Origin of the sequence: Thermoflavimicrobium daqui, from assembly GCF_003313465.1 — a bacterium.
GTDB lineage: Bacteria > Bacillota > Bacilli > Thermoactinomycetales > Thermoactinomycetaceae > Thermoflavimicrobium > Thermoflavimicrobium daqui.
Window position 1 is genome coordinate 1 of the sequence record NZ_KZ845695.1, and the last position, 2,859, is coordinate 2,859.

The 2,859-nt window shown below is 38.8% G+C and carries 2 protein-coding genes and 3 rRNA genes; 1 reads left to right on the plus strand and 4 read right to left on the minus strand.

What is annotated here, in order from left to right; all coding sequences use genetic code 11:
- Positions 1–251, minus strand: a 16S ribosomal RNA gene (locus DL897_RS17905); the annotation flags it as partial.
- Between the two features lie 619 nt (positions 252–870).
- Positions 871–1,491: a flavin reductase family protein gene (locus DL897_RS17910; protein WP_113660471.1), complete on the minus strand. Its 621-nt coding sequence runs from the start codon at positions 1,489–1,491 to the stop codon at positions 871–873.
- An 88-nt stretch (positions 1,492–1,579) separates the two neighbouring features.
- Here DL897_RS17910 and DL897_RS17915 point away from each other — a divergent pair, with 88 nt between their 5' ends.
- Entirely contained in the window at positions 1,580–2,269 is a 690-nt protein-coding gene (locus DL897_RS17915; protein ID WP_113660472.1) for an ArsR/SmtB family transcription factor, read from the plus strand.
- 207 nt (positions 2,270–2,476) lie between these two features.
- Here the strand turns inward: DL897_RS17915 and rrf are convergent.
- Together rrf and DL897_RS17925 are read right to left on the minus strand one after the other, a co-directional pair.
- Positions 2,477–2,593 (minus strand): 5S ribosomal RNA (gene rrf / locus DL897_RS17920).
- A gap of 95 nt (positions 2,594–2,688) precedes the next feature.
- Positions 2,689–2,859, minus strand: a 23S ribosomal RNA gene (locus DL897_RS17925); the annotation flags it as partial.

Genomic DNA, 2,859 nt, shown 5'->3' on the forward strand with positions numbered 1-2,859 from the left:
AACAAGCTAATGCGCCGCGGGCCCATCCCTAAGTGGTCGAAACCTTTTACGATTCGCTCATGCGAGCGAAAAGATTATCTGGTATTAGCCCCGGTTTCCCGGAGTTATCCCAGTCTTAGGGGCAAGTTGCCCACGTGTTACTCACCCGTTCGCCGCTAGGAGCTTTCCCGAAGGAAAACTCCCCGCTCGACTTGCATGTATTAGGCACGCCGCCAGCGTTCATCCTGAGCCAGGATCAAACTCTCAAAGAAGTTCTTAGCGATAGCTTAGTACTTCTTGTCCCGGAATCTATGATTCTGGGGCTACCGCTACTAGTTTGATTGCTCATCAGAATTAACGAGTCATGTTCACTCTTTAGTTTTCAAGGAACACTTTCTGTTGTTTCACCGCTTTCTTGCGGCGACATTTAATAATTTAACACACATATAAATAGGTGTCAACACCTTTTTTATTTTTATAGGAAATAAAAAATCCAAAGGTAATAAACTTTTACTATCCATTCAAGACATAAAAACAGGATAGTTCCACAAGATGATACATTAATTTGAGAACTCAATCTAATAGAGCATGCCTAATAGCTCGACCAAAAACCTAGATCACTCCTAAAATAAGAGCAATTCGTTTTTGAAGCGAACAACTTTTGCGCCAAACCTTTAGCGGAAGTGAGTTCAAAAACGATGAGCGGCTATTTATGCAACAGCCTCTAAATAAGTAATTGGCATTCAAGACTAAGAAGTTAGATCACTAAAAAACAAGACATGTAACTTGTATATCTGTGAAACTATCCAAACAATTTGCCTTCTCCCTTAACCATTTTGATCCCTTTTACATAAATATCCCTTACGATTATCTATTTTTTTTCGATTTCTATCAAGTCTCTGAACGAGAAGTTTTACCTAATTCTTCTCCTAAACCAAAATAATGTCGAAAATTATAAATCAAAGGACTCCACTTACTTGGGTCAATATAGTTATCTCTTAAAATGATATCAGAATGAACATGGACATGAACCACTTCAGTCTCTACAGCAACCAGTGATGGAGTCTGCTTCAAAGATCTTATATCGACAACCTTTGCTTCCATCTGAATAGGACACTCCTGAATACGCATCGGACTAACTAAATTAGACAGAGTTGGTGTTAAGCCAGATACACCAAACTTGTCTTTTTCAAATTGAAATCCCATTTCCTCTTTAAAACTAGGAATCGGTTTTTTTCCTGTAAGCAACGCTATTTTTTCTACGTTTGTCCATAGAGAGGAATCAGGGAGATTGATTACGCATTCCTGGTGCCTACAGATATTTTCATATGCCTTACTTGTTGAGCTCATTCCTAAGACAATACTATACCCTAATGCCCATGAAGAAGACATTGGACTAATATTAGTACTATTATCTTCATTTAATGTTGTTAGTAAAAGCACAGGTGTTCCATAATATAAGATTTTAGGATAAATCGTTTGAATGAAAGACTCTGATATTTTTTCTTTCATGTATTTCCCTCCCTTGTGGATCCATTGTAAAATACAAATTTGTAGACTATCATCGAAATATGGATTACATCAAAGGGAGGTGACTTTAATGAAGAATGTATCGCATTTAGCTATTGCTACATCTTTATTTGCTGATCCAACTCGGGCAAAAATGTTACAAACCTTGTTAGATGCAAGATTTCATACTGTATCGGAATTAGCGATGAGCGCAGGTGTTACACCACAAACTGCTAGCTACCATCTAGCGAAAATGTTAGAACTAAATATTGTACAAGTAAAGAAATATGGTAGACACCGTTACTATCAGTTTATCAGTAAAGATATGGTCCCTATCATCGAATCTTTGCTATGCATTGCCCCTGAAGAAAAAATCAATTCACTAAAGCAATTTGACCAAAATCAAGCTATTCGCTACGCTAGAACTTGCTATGATCATTTAGCTGGGAAATTAGGTGTTTTGCTTACTGATACATTAGTTGAAAATAATATTTTACAAAAAAATGAAGACAACTTTATTCTTACCCAAACTGGGGAAAAGTTTCTGATTAATTTTGGCATTAACCTACAATCCATACGAAAAAAACGTCGTTCTTTTGCACGATGTTGCTTGGATTGGAGCGAACGTCGCCACCATCTTGCAGGTGCCTTAGGACAAGCTATTTTGGAACATTTATTTAATTTAAAATGGATTGTGCGTTTATCCAATACACGTGCTGTAAAAGTAACCAGCTTGGGCATAAAAGAGTTTAAACAGGTATTATCTATGGATCTTGAATGAGTATCTCCTTCATGTAGAGATGGAAGTTCGGAAATAATATTACACCATGACCGTCTTTCCTCATAGCTACCTTTATATCATTCAGTTGTCAAAGGATGTCACACATATACTATTTTAGGGCTGTCTAGAGAAGATAGAGACTTCTTACGCAAAAACGTGAAAAATAATCAAAAAGCCATCCAGTTTTTCTGGATGGCTTTTTGATATGCCTGGCAACGACCTACTCTCCCAGGGGTCTGCACCCCAAGTACCATCGGCGCTGAAGGGCTTAACTGTCGTGTTCGGGATGGGAACGAGTGGAACCCCTTCGCTATAATCACCAGACGTTTCCCGGAATCTGCGATTCTGGGACAATATTCAGATGTGTGAATCACACACCTTGAAAATTAGAAAGGAAATGAAGTCAGAGTGAGAGTAAGTAGGTTAAGCCCTCGACCGATTCGTATCCGTCAGCTAAACACATTGCTGTGCTTACACCTCGGACCGATCCACCTCGTCATCTACAAGGGGTCTTACCTGAACAAGTCAGAGGGAAATCTCATCTTGAGGTGGGCTTCGCGCTTAGATGCTTTCAGCGCTTATCCCTTCCG

Excerpts from the sequence above, each read along its gene's own strand:
- DL897_RS17910 (WP_113660471.1), bottom strand. The coding sequence starts at position 1,491 with ATGAAAGAAAAAATATCAGAGTCTTTCATTCAAACGATTTATCCTAAA.
- DL897_RS17915 (WP_113660472.1), top strand. The coding sequence starts at position 1,580 with ATGAAGAATGTATCGCATTTAGCTATTGCTACATCTTTATTTGCTGAT.